The sequence below is a fragment of the Ornithinimicrobium sp. genome (assembly GCF_051004135.1).
GTDB lineage: Bacteria > Actinomycetota > Actinomycetes > Actinomycetales > Dermatophilaceae > Ornithinicoccus.
The window spans coordinates 1-14878 of record NZ_JBPCKQ010000216.1 but is presented as its reverse complement, the minus strand read 5'-3'; the positions used below and the strand labels follow the sequence as shown (position 1 = coordinate 14878).

The window sequence follows — 14878 nt, the reverse complement described above, 5'->3', positions numbered from 1 at the left end:
CCGCCGTAGGTACTTGTCCACGGCCGCGGAGGTCTGCGCGCCGAAGTAGACCGGGCGGACCTTGGACCCCTTGCCTGTGACGAGCGCATACTCGTTATCCAGGTCGGTGCCGTCCACGGTCAGCCCGCACAGCTCGGAGACGCGCAGCCCGCAGTCCAGCAGCAGGCGCAGCATGGCGGTGTCGCGGACCTGATGGAACTCCTTGCCACGGCAGGCGCGCAACAGCGCGGTCAGGTCCGCATCGGTCAGCACCGGGACGGGCGCGCTGGGGATGCTCGGCGGGGCAAGTCCCTTCATGGGGTTGGCCTCGATCTCGTCCTCGGCCACGCACCACCCGCAGAACCGGAACAGTCCCCGGTATCTCGTCTTGACCGTGGCGGGGGCGTGGCCGTCGGTCAGGTCGGCCAGCCAATCCCTGATGAGGCGGCGGGTCAAGCTCGCGGTGGTGGTCGGCTCGCCCTGGGTGGTCAGCCACCGGGCGTAGAAGTCGATGCTCTGGCCGTACAGCACGCGGGTGCGTTCGGCCTTGCCTTCGGCCTTGAGCTGGCGCGCGAACGACTTGCCGAGGGCTTGCAAGTCGGGGTCCATGAGCGTAGGTTATCCCATGAGTTAGCGCTGTGCTACCTCGCCACACCGTAGGACGAACACAACAATGCAGGTCAGTGCCTCGCTCGGGACGGTTGGACCCTCATGGGCTCCCCCGGCATCTTCGGGTAGTCCGGGGGGAAGCTGAGCTCGCCCAGGCCGCGCTCCAGGTCGGCCTCCCACAGCGCCAACGCCGCCTCCAGGCCCGGAGCCCGGTCGGTGTTGGTGCCGTGCAGGCTCGCCCACGGGTCGCGCGTCGCGGCTAGCCGGGCGGGCACGGTGTGCACCGTCAACGCTGTCGGGTCGATCTCGGTCAGTTCCTGCCAGGTAACCGGTGTCGACACCGGGGCGCCGGGCAGCGGGCGGGGGCTCCAGGCCGCCGCAAGGGTCCGGTCGCGACACGCCTGGTTGTAGTCGACGAACACCTTGGCCCCCCGCTCCTCCTTCCACCACGCGGTCGTCACCAGCGACGGCATCCGGCGCTCCAGCTCGCGGGCGAGCCCGATCACCGCATGCCGGACCTCCAGGAACTCTGAGCGCGGCGCCACCTCGGCGAAGACGTGCAACCCCCGGTTGCCGGTGGTCTTGACGAACGGACGCAGACCGACTTCCTCGAGCACCTCCCGCAACCCCACGGCCACCTCGACTACGTCGACGAAGGACCGCCCCGGCTGGGGGTCCAGGTCGATCCGCAGCTCGTCGGGGCGGTCGGAGTCCCCCGTGCGCACCGGCCAGGGGTGGAACGTGAGCGTGTTCATCTGCACCGCCCACACCGCCGTGGCCACCTCGTCGATGACCAGCTGCGGATGCCGCCGCCCGGAGGGGTAGGTGACCGTGACCGACCTCGCGTGGTCGGGGACCCCGCGCGGGGGGTTCTTGGAGTAGAACTCCTCCCCCTCGATGCCCGTCGGGAAGCGCTGCAGGGTGACCGGCCGGTCCGCAAGACCCCGCAGCAGCGGCTCACCCACGGCGATCAGGTATGCCGCGAGGTCGGCCTTGGTGATGGCAGCCCCCCGGTCGGTGGCCGGCCAGAGCACGCGGTCGGGACTGCTGATCCGCACCGTTCGCACGGGCCCCGCCCCCGACGGCACCTCGAGCATCCTGGCGGCGACCACAGCCACAACCTACAACGCGGGCGCCGCCATCGAGCGCCTTCAGAATCGTGATGCATTCGTCACCATCCGGGTCGTACTTTTCCGGCTCTCCCCGCACGGCGACGCGCACGCGTCCCCGGCCCGGATCGATCGACCTCGGCCCGACCCGCTGCGCGCAGGACTGGGTGCAGCACGCCTACGACGTGACCTGGACACTCACCGGGCTGCGTCCGGTGCCCGGACCCAGGGTGGCCCCGAGGGCGACGGCGACACCGAGATCGTGCCCGAGCCGCAGCGCGACATCGCGACCTTCTGGAGCGACAACCCGTCTTCTCGGGTCTGCCTTCGGGACACTGGATGCTGCTGGCCTCCCAGACGATCTCGGACCAGCACCTGCCGCTGCGTGGTGCCCTGGAGACCTTCATCCGCCTGGGCGTGGCCGTGCACGAGGCCTTCCTCAGCTGCTGGACCCACAAGTACGCCAGCGACCTGCTGCGCCCGGTCACCTACGTGCGGCGCTATCTCGACCCCGACTTCACGACCTTCGTGAACTCCCCGCAGTTCCCTGAGTACACCTCCGGACACTCGGTCGCCTCGGCGGCTGCGGCCCAGGAAGCAGCGACATCCCGGCTCTACGGCGGGATCCACTACCCGATGGGCATCGACAACGGACTGGTCCATGGCGAGGCGGTCGGCCGCGTCAGGCTCGACCGGCTGCATACCCGCCGCTGAGAGGACGGGAACTGCGACCCCGGCGAGCTCCCCTATGGCGGCGGGCACGGCGAGGAAGGCGGCTGCAACTTCCTCGGCTTCCGGGAGTTCTACGGCGACGAGAGCCAGCTCACCCTGACGGTGGATCGCAAGCTGGAGTCGGGGCAGCTGACCGGCACGCCGAGTGCCTTCGACCTGCACGGCGGCACCTCCGGCGGCGGTTTCTCCCTGGACATCACCTGGACCGGGGTGGGCAGTGCCTACTCCAGCAAGTGGAGCGAGACCTTCACCGCCGACGACGAGTCGTACGGCTCGTTCGGCACGTACACGTCGCGGACCAAGATCATGGAGCGCTGAGGCCGCCGCGCTGACCCGGTCCGGTCCGGGAGGATCATGCTCGGGGAACGTCTGGCCACTGCCCGGCGTTGCCCCGAGCATGACCGACCACACCGATCAGAGCACCCCGCGCGTCGAGAAGTCCGAGCAGGAGTGGCGTGAGCAGCTCTCCCGCGAGGAGTACCACGTACTCCGTGAGGCCGGCACCGAGCGGCCCTTCGTCGGGGAGTACACCGACACCACCACGGAGGGTGTCTACGCCTGCCGGGCCTGCGGGTCCGAGCTGTTCCGCAGCGACGCCAAGTTCGGGAGTCACTGCGGGTGGCCTTCGTTCTACGCCCCGCTCGCCGAGGACCGGGTGGAGTACATCAAGGACACCAGCATGGGCGCGGTCCGCACCGAGGTGCGTTGTGCCAGCTGCGGCTCCCACATGGGGCACGTCTTCGAGGGTGAGGGTTACGACACCCCCACCGACCAGCGCTACTGCATCAACTCGATCAGCATGACCCTGCAGCCCAAGGGCTGAGCGGGGCCGGCTGCGGGACTGGCTTCGCTCAGGGCGCCGAGGCCACGAACTGCTCCGCGCTGACCCGTGGCCCGGTGTAGAACGGCACCTCTTCGCGGACGTGCAGCCGGGCCCGGGTGTTGCGCAGCTCGCGCATCAGGTCCACGATCCGGTGCAGCTCGTCGGCCTCGAAGGCCAGGATCCACTCGTAGTCGCCCAGCGCGAACGAGGACAGCGTGTTGGCGCGCACGTCGGGGTAGTCCCGCGCGGCCAGGCCGTGCTCCTTGAGCATGGCCCGCCGCTCCCCCTCGTCCATGACGTACCACTCGTAGGACCGCACGAACGGGTAGACGCACAGGTATGCCTGCGGGTCCTCCCCCGCCAGGAAGGCCGGCACGTGCCCCCGGTTGAACTCCGCAGGCCGGTGCATGGCGACCTGGGACCAGACCGGCTCCAGGTGCCGGCCGAGACCGGTGCGGCGCAGTCGCTGGTATGCCGCCTGCACCCGCTCGACATCGGCGGCGTGCCACCAGATCATCAGGTCGGCGTCGGCCCGCAGCCCGGACACGTCGTAGAGCCCGCGGATCACGACACCGGTCTGCGAGAGGTCGTCAAGGAGCGCATCGACCTCGTCGGCCAGCTCGGCTCGGTCCCCTTCGAGCGGGCTGCAGACCCGGAAGACCGAGTACATCGCGTAGCGGATGTCGCTGTTGATCTGCTCAACCTGATCGGGACTCGGAGTGTGCTGCGTGGCGGGCTGACTCATGCTCCCCATTGTGGCGCCATGATCGGGGTCACCTGGGGTTGGGGTCCGATCAGCGGGGGTCTGCTCACCCCGGCGCGACCTGGCGCGCCGCGGCTCGCCCCGAGCCGATGCACGCGGGGATGCCCACACCGTCGTAGGCCGCGCCGCACACCGCCAGCCCCGGGACGGCGCCGACCTCCTCGCGCACGGCCGCGACCCGGTGCCGGTGCCCCACGGCATACTGCGGCAGCCCGCCACCCCAGCGCTGCACGTGCGCGCCCACCGGCTGGGGCAGCGGTGCGCCGACGATCCGGGCGAGGTCCTCCAGCGCCAGGGCGGCCAGGTCCTCGTCCGTGCGCTGCAGCACGGCCTCCTCACGGTGGCGCCCCAGCGAGGTCCGCAGCAGCACCAGGTCGCCGCCGTCCTCGCCGCGCCCCTGCCCCGCCTCGCGCACCCAGTCCCACTTCGTGGCGCTGAACGTCGCCGCCTTGATCGCCTGCCCCTCGACCGGTGGCACCAAGAACCCGGACCCGCTCAGCTCGAGGCCTTGGGCCGGGGGCAGGGCGAGGGTGACCAGCGCCGTGGAGGCGGTCTGCACGCCCGACAGCAGGTCAGCGGCGCGCGACGCCGGCTCGGCGAGCAGCCGGGCCGCCGGGGCCGGGGGCAGCGCCAGCACGACCAGGTCGGCCCGGTACGTCGTGGGCCGGGGCACCGGCCCGGTCACCAGCTCGAAGCCCGTGCCGGACCTGCGCAGCTCGCGCACGGTGACACCGGTGCGCACGTGCACGCCCCGCGCGGTGAGCACTTCGGCGAGCCGTTGCGGCAGCCGGTGCAATCCCCCACGCAGACCCGCGAAGACCGGGGCGGGGACAGCCGTCCCGGGTGGAAGCGGTCCGGCGGTTGCCGGCCGGCTGGGCAGGGCAGCCGCCGCCGTCGCCGTCAGCGAGGCGCCGTCGCGGTAGGCCTGCCACGCGGCCGGCAGCGCCGCCGCGGCCGAGATGTCGCGGGCGTGCCCGGCGTAGACCCCGCCGAGCAAGGGCTCCACCAGCCGGTCCAGCACGGCCGGGCCGAGCCGGTCGGCGATCAGATCGCCGAGGGATATGTCTTCTGCAGCCGGCAGACCTCCGCTCCCGTCCGGTCCGGGTCTTCCTTCGTGCGTGGGCACGATCTGCTCAGCACGTGCCCTGTCGACCTCCTCGTCGGTGAGCAGCCCGCGCAGCGTCTCGACGTCGGAGGGGATGCCCAGCAGCGTCCGCGGCGGCATGGGGTGCAGGGTCCCCCGGCTCCAGATCGACGCGGTGGTCGCGCATGGGTGCACCAGGTCGTCGCCGAGGCCGATCTCGCGGATCAGCTCGACCGCCTCCGGCCGGCGGGCCAGCACCGACTCCGCGCCCACGTCGACCCGCACCCCGGCCACGTCGGCACCCACGATCTTGCCCCCCACGTGATCGGAGGCCTCCAACACGGTCACCTGCAGGTCCGGGTGCCGGGTCACCAGGTCCCACGCCGCGCTCAGACCGCTGATCCCGGCCCCCACCACCACGCACGACCGCATGCCTCCATCGTCGCACCCGACGCATCGTGACCCGATCGTGACCCCGGAGCGGGAGCCGGCGCGGGGCTCGCGGCATCCCAGGATGCATCAGCCCACCGCATCGAGGAGCCCGACCATGTTGACCCGAGCCGAGCACGTCCGCGCAGACCCCGTTCCCCATGCCCGGCGACGCAGCGCCGTGCTCGCGCTGGTGGCCATGATCCTGGCCCTGCTGCTGGGCGCGTGCAGCGCTGCGGATCAGGCGTCCTCAGCTGGCGGGGGCTCCGACGGCGCAGGCTCCGAGGATGAAGCCGCCCTGGCCGAGGCCGCCGACGGCGAGGCAGGGGCCGTGGGAGCGCCGGGCGCCGACGTCCTGCGGGCCCAGGCCGACGCGGCACCGGGGAGGATGATCGCCCGGGACGCGAGCGTGCGTCTCGTCGTCGACGACGTCACCCAGGCCGCCGGTCAGGTCCGCGCGGCAGCGGCCGCCGCCGACGGGTATGTCGTGTCCGAGGAGGTCACGCCTGGCGATGCCGACGCGGACGGCGAGAGGGACGACGGGGGTTACGCCATGTTCGTGCTGTCGGTGCCCTCGGCGTCGCTGGACCAGGCGGTCGACCGGGTCGGGGACCTGGGCACCGTTGTCAGCAGCGACATGACCAGCAAGGACGTCACCGAGCAGTACGTCGACACCACCGCCCGGATCGAGACCCTGCAGGCCAGCGTCGACCGGGTCCGGGCCTTGCTCGGTGAGGCCGGCACGGTCAAGGACATCGTGGCCTTGGAGCGTGAGCTCAGCGACCGGGAGGCCGAGCTCGACGCGCTACGTGCGGTGCAGCAGAGCCTGGAGGCCGACGTGTCCCGGTCCTCGCTCACTGTCGAGCTGCATACCGACGAAGCCGCCGTGGTCGCCGCAGCGGAAGACCCCAGCGGCTTCGTCGCCGGCCTGCAGCGCGGCTGGTCGGCATTCGGCGCCGCCACCGCCACCGTGCTCACCGGCCTGGGCGCGGTGCTGCCGTTCGCCATCGCGTTGGCGGTGCTGCTCCTGCCGGTGCTGTGGTGGCAGCGCCGTCGGGCCACACATGCCGGTGCTGCCCGGCCGGGGCCGGACAGCACCGCGGGGCACGAGGCCGATCAGCTGCGGGCGTAGTCCTCCTGCTCCTCCGGACGCCCTTCGGCATCCGGTGTCGACGATCCGTGACCGTTGCTGGACCTAAAGGCCGTGTAGTCGTACTCGATCTCCTGGCCGTCCTCGTCGCGACGCTGGTACCAGTTGGTGTATGCCGGGTCGCTGGAGTCGAAGTCGGCCCCGGCACCGGTGCCGTCCTCGGCCCTGCGCACATTCAGACCGAAGTCGTCCCCGTGCTCGGCGACGCCGCTCTTGACGGCCTGGTTCAGCGCCTCTTCTCCGTAACGGTGCCGAAGCATGATCGGATCAGTCTGCAGGTCCTTCCAGAACGAGAAGAGCATCAGGAAGAGCACGAAGGTGAACGGCAGGGCCGAGACGATGATGAGGTTCTGCAGACCCTGCAGCGCCTCGTTGCCGCCGACCAGCAGCATCACGATCGCGATGCCGGCCAGCATCAGGCCCCAGAAGATCACCACCGGGGTGTCCACGAGACCCACCAGGCCCAGTAGAAGACCGTCCAGGCCGAGACGAACTCCTGCGCCTCCTCACCGGAGGAGGCCGAGCGGCCGATCATCTCCGGCAGGGTCTGCAGGTATACGAGGGTGGCCGAGGGGATGAAGTTGAGCAGGAACAGCGTGGGGCCGGCGATGAAGATGAAGATGAAGATGCCGAGCATGAAGGCCAGCGCCATGTTGATGTTGGACAGCCACTGGATGCCCCTGCCGATGCCGCTGACGGCGGAGGCGATGAACGCCACGGACAACAGGGCGATGATGCCGATGACCGCCGTGTTACCCAGCGGACCGATCCCGGCGACGATCTCCACGCCTCGTCCGATCTGCAGGGCGCCGATGCCCAGGCTCACCGCGGTGCCGAACAGGGTCGCCACGATGGCGAAGATGTCGATGACCTGCCCGGCCGCACCGCGTGCGTGCCTGGCGCCGAAGAGCGGCTCCAGGATGCTGCTCATCAACGGCACCCGGCCGCGCCGGTAGGCGCCATAGGCGACCGCGCCACCCACGAGGGCATACATTGCCCAGGCGTTGAGACCCCAGTGGTAGGTGGTCTGCGCCAGCGCGGTGTGCATGGCCTCGCGCGTTTCCGGGGCCACCGTTCCGGGTGGTGGGGTCATGTAGTAGGTCATCGGTTCGTAGGCTCCGAAGAACAGCAGTCCGATCCCCATTCCGGCGCTGAACAGCATGGCCAGCCAGGACACGGTGTTGTACTCAGGCTCCTCGTCGTCGAGCCCGAGCTTGATCTTGATCTTGCCCAGCCGGGTGTAGCCCACGAACATCATGAACACCACGGCGACGAGGGCCAGGATGTTGAACAGACCCCGGTGTTGGTGACCACCCAGGTCAACGCGGCATCGGAGGCGGTGGTCAGGGAGTCGGTCCCCAGGACCCCCCACATGATGAAGCCGACGATGGCGATCGCGGTGACGCCGAAGACCAAGCGGTCGGTGCCGTAGCGGACCCGCTGGTCCTCGATCGACACTCCGGGCACCAGCACCGGGTGGACCCCGTGGGGTAGGTCAGCTCATGCACGACCGCCTTGGTCTTGCGGCTGACCCGCTTGAATCTGGGGTGCTTGGGGGCGGGGGCCTCTTCGCTTCTCCATCGGTCGTCGTGCGGACGCTGATCAGTCCTGAGACACCTCGTCTGTTGCTGTTCTCGGACGCCGACCGGGTGCCGACAACCTTGGGGAATAGCGAGAAACCCGGCATTGTGCGATACATCACACTGGGCGAGGCGGCCGGTCAGTGCTGCGAGAGTCGGTGCACCAGCGCAACGACCCTGGTCAGGACGTCCGCGTCGGTGTCCGGGAGCACCCCGTGACCCAGATTGAAAATGTGCCCTGGCGCGGCCTGTCCCTCGTCCACAATGCGCCGGATCTCACCCTCCAGCGCCTCCCACGGCGCGAAGAGCAGCGCCGGGTCCAGGTTGCCCTGCACGGCATACCGGCCCTGGGTGCGCGCGACGGCGTCGCGCAGCCCGACCCGGCAGTCCACCCCGATCACGTCCGCGCCGGCTTGTGCCATGTCGAGCAGTAGCTCGCCGGTGCCCACCCCGAAGTGGATGCGCGGCACATCCGGCGCGTGAGTAGCCAGCTGCTCGAGCACGGCCCGGCTGTGCGGCTCGACGTGGGCCAGGTAGTCCCGCCGGGACAAGTTCCCGGCCCAGGAGTCGAAGAGCTGCACCGCGCTCGCCCCGGCGTCGACCTGCACCTGCAGGAACGCAGCGGAGATCTGCGCCAGCCGGGCACACAGGTCGTGCCACAGCGCCGGGTCACCGTGCATCAGCGCCTTGGTGCGCTCGTGGTTCTTGGACGGGCCGCCCTCGACGAGGTAGGAGGCGAGCGTGAACGGGGCGCCGGCGAAGCCGATCAGCGGAGTCGGGCCCAGCTCGGCGACCAGGGCCCGGACCGCCTCGGCGACGTCGGGAACCATGTCGGGATGCAGCTCGGGCAGCCGGTCCAGGTCGGCGCGCTCCCGGACCGGCTGCGCGACCACCGGGCCGACACCGGGCTGGATCTCCACGTCCAGACCCACGGCCTGCACCGGCACCACGATGTCGCTGAACAGGATCGCCGCGTCGACCCCGTGCCGGCGCACCGGCTGCAGGGTGATCTCGGTGACCAGCTCGGGGGTGCGGCACGCGGTGAGCATGGCCACGCCCTCCCGCAGCGCGCGGTACTCCGGCAGTGAGCGCCCGGCCTGCCGCATGAACCACACCGGGGTGTGCGGCACGGGGAGCCCGCGCGCGGCCCGCAGCAGGGGGCTGTGGCCGGGGTGGTGCTCGGGGGTGCTCGCAGGATGGTCGGACAACGTCACCGGGCGATCCTCGCATGCTCGCCTCGGCGTTTCGTGGCCGCCGCAGCCAGCCACGCGGCCTACTCTCGTAGGTGTGGTCAGCCGCATACCTGCCGGGCGCGCACCGTCCCCGGCAGCCGAGTCCGAGCACGACGCCGCCTTGTTCACCCAGGCTCTGGAGTCGTTGCGTGGACTCACCCTGCGCCCCGAGCTCGTCCTGGAGGAGGTGCCGGCACCCACCCGGCTCGCCCCGCACGCGCTCGCCCTGTCCGGCGAGGTCGTCCTCACCCACGACCCCGATGAGGAGCCTGCTGCCACGGGCCGGTTCGTGGTCCTGTTCGACCCCTCGGCCCCGGAGCCGTGGGAGGGCCCCTGGCGAGCAGTGACCTACGCCAAGGCCACGATGGAGCCGGAGGTGGGCGGCGACCCGCTGGCCGGCGAGGTCGGCTGGGCCTGGCTGACCGACGCCCTGGCCGCCCGCGACCTGGGCTGGACCGCGCAGGCGGGGACGGTGACCGGGGTGTCCTCGCAGAGCTTCGGAGCGTTGCAGGAGCGCGAGCCGACGGTCGAGCTGGAGATCCGGGCCTCCTGGTCACCGGTGGTCCCCGACCCGGGCGACCTGGCCGACCACCTGCTGGCCTGGGGCGACCTGATGTGCACCCTGGCCGGACTGCCTCCGCTGCCCGAGGGCGTCACCGCACTCCCTGGGATCCGGCGGTAGGAGCAGGGTGACGCAGGAGTCGATCGAAGCCGAGGAGTTCGTGCGGCTCGACGCCCCTCGTGACGGCGTGCCCGCGGTGGTCCAGGACGACTCCGGACTGCACGATGCGATCGCCGCGCTGCGCGTCGGCACCGGACCGGTGGCGGTGGACGCCGAGCGGGCCTCGGGCTACCGCTACGGGCAGAGCGCCTACCTTGTCCAGCTGCGCCGAGCCGGTAGCGGCACCTGGCTGATCGACCCCGTGCCGCTGCCCGACCTGCATACCCTCGACGAGGCCCTGGCCGACACCGAGTGGGTGCTGCACGCCGCGACCCAGGACATCCCCTGCCTGGCCGAGCTCGGGATGCGGCCGCGTCAGCTGTTCGACACCGAGCTCGGCGGCCGGCTGGCCGGACTCCCGAAGGTCGGCCTGTCCGCTGTGCTCGAGTTCTACCTCGGCGTGACCCTGGCCAAGGAGCACTCCGCGGTCGACTGGTCCACGCGTCCGCTGCCCGAGCCCTGGCTGCGCTACGCGGCCCTCGACGTCGAGCTGCTGGTCGAGCTGCGGACGCGGATGGGGCAGGACCTGGACGAGCAGGGCAAGAGCGCCTGGGCGGCGCAGGAGTTCGATGCGCTGACCCGGTTCACCGGCCCCGACCACGGGAGCGAGCCCTGGCGTCGCACCTCCGGGATGCACCGCGTCCGCACCCCACGAGCGAGCGCCACGGTGCGCGAGCTGTGGCAGGCGCGCGACGACCTCGCCCGAGCGCGGGACGTCACGCCGGCGCGGATCCTGCCCGACGCCACGCTGGTCGACCTCGCGCTCCGGGCCCCGGGCAGCGCTCGCGCGCTCGGATCGGGCAAGGCCGAGAAGGGCCCCTCCCGGCAGCGCCGCGCCCAGCAGGGTCTGAAGCGGCACCGGGCCGACTGGGTCCGCGCCATCGACGTGGCGGCCGACCTGGCGCAGGACGAGCTGCCCGACGTCAGCGCAGCCTCTGACGCCCCTCCGCCGGCGCGCGCGTGGGCCGAACGCGACCCGGTGGCGGCGGACAGACTGGCCCGGGCTCGTGCCGACCTGGCCGCCCTGTCCGAGCACTACGAGGTGCCGGTCGAGAACCTGCTCAGTCCCGACTCGCTGCGCCGGGTGCTCTGGTCCCCGCCCGAGCTCGGAGACGATCCGCAGGCCACGATCGGCGAGGTGCTCACTGCGCTGGGCGCACGCCCCTGGCAGCGCGAGCTGACGGCACCGGTCATCGCCGACGTGCTGCAGAACGGACCGAACCCCTGAGCCACAGGGCAAGATCCGGTGAGCGACGGCATACCCTCTCGGTTTGACCAGATATCTCACATGTGATCTACAGTGGCCGCATGACCGAGCCCTACCTGTCCCGCATCGGCACCCTGATCCGGGATGCCCGCCGGCACAAGGACCTCACCCAGTCCGAGCTCGCCGGCCTGCTCGGCACCAGCCAGAGCGCCGTCGCCCGGATCGAGCAGGGCAAGCAGAACCTCTCGCTGGACATGCTGGCCCGCATCGGGGAGAGCCTGGACTCCGAGATCGTCTCCGTCGGAAGCTCCGGACCGCAGAACCTGCGGATCACCGGCGGGGTGAAGCTCTCCGGCGAGATCGACGTGCGCACCTCCAAGAATGCGGCCGTCGCCCTGCTGTGCGGCTCGATGCTCAACAAGGGCCGCACCACCTTGCGCAACCTCGCGCGCATCGAGGAGGTCAACCGGATCACGGAGGTGCTCAGCAGCATCGGCTTCAAGATCCGCTGGTTGCCCGACTCCTCCGACCTGGAGATCGTGCCGCCGGCCAAGATCGACCTGGCCGCGATGGACGAGGCCGCAGCCCGGCGGACGCGCACCATCATCATGTTCCTCGGCCCGCTGATGCACGAGTTCGACAACTTCGAGCTGCCGTATGCGGGAGGCTGCGATCTCGGCACGCGCACCGTCGAGCCGCACATGATCGCGCTGCGCCACTTCGGGATCGACGTGACGGCCACGACCGGCAGCTATCACGCCACGGTCGATGCCGACCGGCGCCCGACCAAGGCGATCGTGCTCACCGAGCGCGGCGACACGGTGACCGAGAACGTTTTGCTGGCCGCGGCACGGCATACCGGCACCACCACGATCCGCAACGCCTCGTCCAACTACATGGTCCAGGACCTGTGCGTCTTCCTGCGGCACCTCGGGGTCACCATCGAGGGGATCGGCACCACGACGCTCACCGTGACCGGCGTGGAGCAGATCGACACCGACATCACCTACTCACCGTCCGAGGACCCGATCGAGGCGATGAGCCTGCTGGCCGCCGGGGTCGTCACGGGCAGCGAGATCACGGTCAAGCGGGTGCCGATCGAGTTCATGGAGATCGAGCTCGCGGTGCTGGGCACCATGGGGCTGCAGTACGAGCTGAGCGAGGAGTACTGCTCGGACAACGGGCACACCCGACTGGTCGACCTGCGCACGACCCCCGGGCCGCTCAAGGCGCCGCTGGACAAGATCCACCCGCTGCCCTTCCCGGGGCTCAACATCGACAACCTGCCGTTCTTCGCCATCATCGCCGCCTGCGCGCACGGCTCGACGCTGATCCACGACTGGGTCTATGAGAACCGCGCCATCTATCTGACCGAGCTCACGACCCTCGGGGCCAAGGTGCACCTGATGGACCCGCACCGGGTGATGATCGAGGGGCCGACCAAGTGGCGGGCCGGGGAGATCATGTGCCCGCCCGCGCTGCGCCCCGGTGTGGTGATCCTGCTCGCTATGCTGGCCGCACCCGGTGTATCGGTGCTGCGCAACGTCTACGTCATCCACCGTGGCTACGAGGATCTGGCCACCCGGCTCAACAACCTCGGCGCCGGCATCCAGACCTTCCGCGACATCTAGGCTCCGCCCATCTAGCTCCCGCCGTCCCGCTGCTGGCCTGAGGAGGCCCGATGCACCTGGCACCTTCGGACACTGACAAGCTGTTGCTCGCCGTCGCAGGCATGGTCGCTCGTGACCGGCTGGATCGTGGCGTGCGGCTCAACCACCCCGAGAGCGTCGCCCTGCTCAGCACCTGGGCGATCGAGCGGGCCCGCGAGGGCAGCACCGTCGAGGAGCTGATGACCGCCGGCCAGGACGTGCTCACCCGGGAGCAGGTCATGGAGGGGGTCTCGGAGATGCTGACCGAGGTGCAGGTCGAGGCCACCTTCCCCGACGGTCGCAAGCTGGTCACCCTGCACCACCCGATCGGCTGAGGGGCGGCCGGTATGTCGAGCAGCAGCTCCAGTGGTCCGGGTGCGATCCGCGTCGCGCCGGGCTGGGTCGAGATCAACGCCGACCGGACGGCCGACGAGCGCGGCACCCTGACCGTGGTCAACACCGCCGACCGGCCCATCCAGGTCGGCTCGCACGTGCATCTCGCTGCGGTCAACGCCGGGCTGTCCTTCGACCGTGACCGGGCGACGGGCTTCCGGCTCGACATCGCCGCCGGCACGTCAGTGCGCTTTGAGCCCGGTGCCTCCCGCGACGTCGACGTGGTGGCCCTGCGCGGTCGGGCGTCCGTGCCGGGGATCCAGGTCGTGAAGCCGGGGAGCCACTGATGGCCCGGCTGCGCCGCGAGGACTACGCCGCGATCTTCGGCCCCACCACGGGCGACCAGATCCGCCTCGGCGACACGGACCTGTGGATCGAGGTCGAGCGGGACCTGACCTTCGGCGGTGAGGAGTCCGTCTTCGGCGGCGGCAAGTCGATCCGGGAGTCGATGAACCAGTCGCTGGCCACCTCCGCCGACGGTGCGCTGGACACGGTGATCACCAATGTCGTGATCCTCGATCACTGGGGCGTCGTGCGCGCCGACGTCGGCATCAAGGCCGGCCGGATCGTGGGCATCGGGCGCAGCGGCAACCCGGACATCGCCGACGGGGTCGACCCTGGCCTGGTGATCGGCCCCGGCACCGACGTCGTCTCCGGGGAGGGCAAGATCCTGACCGCCGGCGGCTTCGACGCGCACGTCCACCTGCTCTCCCCTTCCCAGATCGCCGAGGCCCTCGCCACCGGCATCACCACGATCGCCGGCGGCGGCACCGGACCCTCGGAGGGCTCCAAGGCCACGACCGTGACCCCCGGCGCGTGGCACCTGGGCCGGGCCCACCAGGCACTGGACGCCTACCCGATGAACTTCCTGCTGTTCGCCAAGGGCAACACCGTCTCGCCCGGCGCGTTCGAGGAGGCCGCCCGGGCGGGCGCCGGGGCCTACAAGGTGCACGAGGACTGGGGCTCCACTCCCGCGGCGATCGACGCCGCGCTGAGCGGTGCCGACCGGTGGGGGCTGCAGGTGGCCCTGCACGCCGACTCGCTCAACGAGGCCGGCTTCGTCGCCGACACCCTGGCCGCGATCGACGGGCGCAGCATCCACGCCTTCCACTGCGAGGGCGCCGGCGGCGGGCACGCTCCCGACATCCTGACCGTGGTGAGCCAGGCCCACGTGCTGCCCTCCTCGACCAACCCGACCTTGCCGCATACCGTCAACACGGTCGCCGAGCACCTCGACATGCTGATGGTCTGCCACCACCTCAACCCCGCGGTGCCCGAGGACCTGGCCTTCGCCGAGTCCCGGATCCGGGCCACCACGATCGCGGCCGAGGACCACCTGCACGACCTGGGCGCGATCTCGATGACCTCCTCCGACGCGCAGGCGATGGGCCGGATCGGCGAGGTGGTGATGCGCACCT

At 70.9% G+C, this 14878-nt stretch carries 18 protein-coding genes; 10 read left to right on the top strand and 8 right to left on the bottom strand.

All coding sequences use genetic code 11. The features are described 5' to 3' along the window. The coding region (locus ACR2FV_RS15645; protein ID WP_434016629.1) for a tyrosine-type recombinase/integrase at positions 1 to 588 on the bottom strand (588 nt) is incomplete at its 3' end. Positions 589 to 659: 71 nt separating this feature from the next. Further along, positions 660 to 1685, bottom strand: a complete 1026-nt coding sequence (gene ligD, locus ACR2FV_RS15640; RefSeq protein WP_434016630.1) for a non-homologous end-joining DNA ligase — start codon at positions 1683 to 1685, stop codon at positions 660 to 662. 351 nt (positions 1686 to 2036) lie between these two features. Here ligD and ACR2FV_RS15635 point away from each other — a divergent pair, with 351 nt between their 5' ends. The 3 genes from ACR2FV_RS15635 (at position 2037) to msrB (ending at position 3252) form a co-directional block, all read left to right on the top strand. Then, a complete protein-coding gene (locus ACR2FV_RS15635) occupies positions 2037 to 2411 on the top strand; it encodes a hypothetical protein (protein ID WP_434016628.1) in 375 nt (124 codons plus the stop codon). A gap of 120 nt (positions 2412 to 2531) precedes the next feature. Continuing rightward, positions 2532 to 2747 carry a hypothetical protein gene (locus tag ACR2FV_RS15630; RefSeq protein WP_434016627.1) on the top strand — a complete coding sequence of 72 codons (216 nt, stop codon included), beginning with the start codon at positions 2532 to 2534 and terminating at the stop codon, positions 2745 to 2747. Between the two features lie 79 nt (positions 2748 to 2826). Continuing rightward, entirely contained in the window at positions 2827 to 3252 is a 426-nt protein-coding gene (gene msrB, locus ACR2FV_RS15625; RefSeq protein ID WP_434016626.1) for a peptide-methionine (R)-S-oxide reductase MsrB, read from the top strand. A 28-nt stretch (positions 3253 to 3280) separates the two neighbouring features. Here msrB and hemQ read toward each other — a convergent pair whose 3' ends face one another. Together hemQ and hemG are read right to left on the bottom strand one after the other, a co-directional pair. Further along, positions 3281 to 3997, bottom strand: a complete 717-nt coding sequence (gene hemQ, locus ACR2FV_RS15620; RefSeq protein WP_434016625.1) for a hydrogen peroxide-dependent heme synthase — start codon at positions 3995 to 3997, stop codon at positions 3281 to 3283. Between the two features lie 64 nt (positions 3998 to 4061). After that, entirely contained in the window at positions 4062 to 5531 is a 1470-nt protein-coding gene (hemG, locus tag ACR2FV_RS15615; protein ID WP_434016624.1) for a protoporphyrinogen oxidase, read from the bottom strand. 115 nt (positions 5532 to 5646) lie between these two features. On the opposite strand from hemG, the gene ACR2FV_RS15610 reads away from it, so the two are divergent. Continuing rightward, a complete protein-coding gene (locus ACR2FV_RS15610) occupies positions 5647 to 6660 on the top strand; it encodes a DUF4349 domain-containing protein (RefSeq protein ID WP_434016623.1) in 1014 nt (337 codons plus the stop codon). Here ACR2FV_RS15610 and ACR2FV_RS15605 read toward each other — a convergent pair. The 4 genes from ACR2FV_RS15605 to hemE form a co-directional block, all read right to left on the bottom strand. Then, positions 6645 to 7136, bottom strand: coding sequence for a BCCT family transporter (locus ACR2FV_RS15605; RefSeq protein WP_434016622.1), 492 nt, complete (start codon positions 7134 to 7136; stop codon positions 6645 to 6647). The genes ACR2FV_RS15610 and ACR2FV_RS15605 overlap by 16 nt on opposite strands. Then, entirely contained in the window at positions 7109 to 7933 is an 825-nt protein-coding gene (locus ACR2FV_RS15600) for a BCCT family transporter (protein WP_434016621.1), read from the bottom strand. Before ACR2FV_RS15600 ends, ACR2FV_RS15605 begins: the two co-directional genes overlap by 28 nt. Further along, complete coding sequence (locus tag ACR2FV_RS15595; protein ID WP_434016620.1) at positions 7933 to 8136, bottom strand: hypothetical protein; 204 nt, start codon at positions 8134 to 8136, stop codon at positions 7933 to 7935. The genes ACR2FV_RS15600 and ACR2FV_RS15595 overlap by 1 nt, the downstream gene beginning before the upstream one ends. A gap of 262 nt (positions 8137 to 8398) precedes the next feature. Next, positions 8399 to 9472, bottom strand: a complete 1074-nt coding sequence (hemE, locus tag ACR2FV_RS15590) for a uroporphyrinogen decarboxylase (RefSeq protein WP_434016619.1) — start codon at positions 9470 to 9472, stop codon at positions 8399 to 8401. A 73-nt stretch (positions 9473 to 9545) separates the two neighbouring features. On the opposite strand from hemE, the gene ACR2FV_RS15585 reads away from it, so the two are divergent. From ACR2FV_RS15585 to ACR2FV_RS15560, 6 genes are all read left to right on the top strand, one after another. Next, positions 9546 to 10172, top strand: a complete 627-nt coding sequence (locus ACR2FV_RS15585) for a DUF3000 domain-containing protein (RefSeq protein ID WP_434016618.1) — start codon at positions 9546 to 9548, stop codon at positions 10170 to 10172. Between the two features lie 7 nt (positions 10173 to 10179). Then, positions 10180 to 11439, top strand: a complete 1260-nt coding sequence (locus ACR2FV_RS15580) for an HRDC domain-containing protein (protein ID WP_434016617.1) — start codon at positions 10180 to 10182, stop codon at positions 11437 to 11439. Between the two features lie 80 nt (positions 11440 to 11519). Next, complete coding sequence (locus tag ACR2FV_RS15575; protein ID WP_434016616.1) at positions 11520 to 13049, top strand: helix-turn-helix domain-containing protein; 1530 nt, start codon at positions 11520 to 11522, stop codon at positions 13047 to 13049. A 50-nt stretch (positions 13050 to 13099) separates the two neighbouring features. Continuing rightward, on the top strand, positions 13100 to 13402 hold the full coding sequence (locus tag ACR2FV_RS15570) for an urease subunit gamma (RefSeq protein WP_434016615.1): 303 nt from the start codon (positions 13100 to 13102) through the stop codon (positions 13400 to 13402). A gap of 12 nt (positions 13403 to 13414) precedes the next feature. Then, positions 13415 to 13747, top strand: a complete 333-nt coding sequence (ureB, locus tag ACR2FV_RS15565; RefSeq protein WP_434016614.1) for an urease subunit beta — start codon at positions 13415 to 13417, stop codon at positions 13745 to 13747. Continuing rightward, a partial coding sequence (locus ACR2FV_RS15560) for an urease subunit alpha (RefSeq protein WP_434016613.1) occupies positions 13747 to 14878 on the top strand: 1132 nt, incomplete at its 3' end. The genes ureB and ACR2FV_RS15560, both read left to right, overlap by 1 nt.

Bases quoted from the DNA above. Each gene is read 5' to 3' on its own strand.
- ligD (WP_434016630.1), bottom strand. From the start codon at position 1,685: ATGCTCGAGGTGCCGTCGGGGGCGGGGCCCGTGCGAACGGTGCGGATC.
- ACR2FV_RS15635 (WP_434016628.1), top strand. From the start codon at position 2,037: ATGCTGCTGGCCTCCCAGACGATCTCGGACCAGCACCTGCCGCTGCGT.
- msrB (WP_434016626.1), top strand. From the start codon at position 2,827: ATGACCGACCACACCGATCAGAGCACCCCGCGCGTCGAGAAGTCCGAG.
- hemQ (WP_434016625.1), bottom strand. From the start codon at position 3,997: ATGAGTCAGCCCGCCACGCAGCACACTCCGAGTCCCGATCAGGTTGAG.
- hemG (WP_434016624.1), bottom strand. From the start codon at position 5,531: ATGCGGTCGTGCGTGGTGGTGGGGGCCGGGATCAGCGGTCTGAGCGCG.
- ACR2FV_RS15610 (WP_434016623.1), top strand. From the start codon at position 5,647: ATGTTGACCCGAGCCGAGCACGTCCGCGCAGACCCCGTTCCCCATGCC.
- ACR2FV_RS15600 (WP_434016621.1), bottom strand. From the start codon at position 7,933: ATGTTCGTGGGCTACACCCGGCTGGGCAAGATCAAGATCAAGCTCGGG.
- ACR2FV_RS15575 (WP_434016616.1), top strand. From the start codon at position 11,520: ATGACCGAGCCCTACCTGTCCCGCATCGGCACCCTGATCCGGGATGCC.
- ACR2FV_RS15570 (WP_434016615.1), top strand. From the start codon at position 13,100: ATGCACCTGGCACCTTCGGACACTGACAAGCTGTTGCTCGCCGTCGCA.
- ureB (WP_434016614.1), top strand. From the start codon at position 13,415: ATGTCGAGCAGCAGCTCCAGTGGTCCGGGTGCGATCCGCGTCGCGCCG.